Genomic DNA, 1,155 nt, shown 5'->3' with positions numbered 1-1,155 from the left:
TAGGCAGCCAGTCCCGTTCGGGGACGAGGGCTCTCCTAGAAGAGGAGGTCGATAGGCCGGGGGTGTAAGCACCAAGGCTTCGGCCGAGGTGTTGAGCCCGCCGGTACTAATCGCCCGAGGGATACGCGGCGGAGTACCTGGACACCTAAAGGCATGGGGGCTATGCGTGGCCACTTTTTATTGCTTTGGTACGGCGGTCATAGCGGGGGGGCTACATCCGATCCCATCCCGAACTCGGAAATTAAGTCCCCCAGCGATGCCCCGAGTACTGCCTTCCGGTGGGAAAGGGGCGACGCCGCCGGCCACTTTTTATTATTTTACACTTCTAAATTTATGAATTTAAATAATTTACTTAATTTATTTTATTGATTTGTTGTTATTGTTTCGGGTTAAGGGGGCTGGCGACTTTCCCCACTTCGTGGGGAGGAAGCTCCGCCCACCCATGTATGTGCAGACGTTCCCCGAGAGGGGACGGGCATGCTATAGAAACGACACGGCCTTGGAACAGATGACTATGATACCTGCAAAGGTTGAGGAGTTCCAAGGAGCCGGTGAAACGAGCATGCCCCTGCACGGGTGCAAGGGGGATTCCCCTGCTTAGCCGAATGTCGCCGAAATTACAGAAGGCGGGCTATAGCCCCCATACCCATACTTTTGTTATAGTTTTTGCGAAATTTTATTATTGGATTTTATTTTATATACTCTAAATTTTTATGATGGTTACAATCTGCTATAAATTCTAAAAATAAGCAATGACTTTATGAATTTGTTGAGATTATTTTCAATTTCTAATGCAAACAACTATAATTTGGATAAAAAAGAGTTTTTTGTAGTTTTTATTTAATGTTGGCAAAAAATGTTTTTTGTGAGATACTTTTTTAACCTTACTTTTTTAGTCATCTTCTTCATTTAATAACTCCTTGAGTGCCATTTCATGTTCAATTTGCTCAATTTTTTCAATTAATTTTTTAGTTTCTCTTAAAAATTTGTCTTCTGGTAGGGATAATAAACAGTATCTCCGAACATCATACTAACTAATAGAAAACTTAATATTTGGTAATATCGAATAGTTAATATCAAAAAAATATGGAGGTGAAATCATGAAGGGGATAAAACACACAATAATAAAATCCTTTAAACGAATTTAACAAGTTT

General features: G+C 41.2%; 2 rRNA genes and 1 other RNA gene. All 3 read left to right on the top strand.

The features are described 5' to 3' along the window. A 23S ribosomal RNA gene (locus tag METFODRAFT_RS09605) occupies positions 1-130 on the top strand; the annotation flags it as partial. A 59-nt stretch (positions 131-189) separates the two neighbouring features. Next, positions 190-304: ribosomal RNA gene (gene rrf, locus METFODRAFT_RS09600) — 5S ribosomal RNA — on the top strand. 85 nt (positions 305-389) lie between these two features. Next, an RNA gene (rnpB, locus tag METFODRAFT_RS09770) (RNase P RNA component) lies at positions 390-646 on the top strand. Positions 647-1,155 lie beyond the last annotated feature (509 nt).

Origin of the sequence: Methanotorris formicicus Mc-S-70 (genome assembly GCF_000243455.1) — an archaeon.
In the GTDB taxonomy this organism is placed as follows: Archaea; AGJL01; Methanococci; order Methanococcales; family Methanococcaceae; genus Methanotorris; species Methanotorris formicicus.
This window is presented reverse-complemented; position numbering and strand designations above follow the sequence as displayed.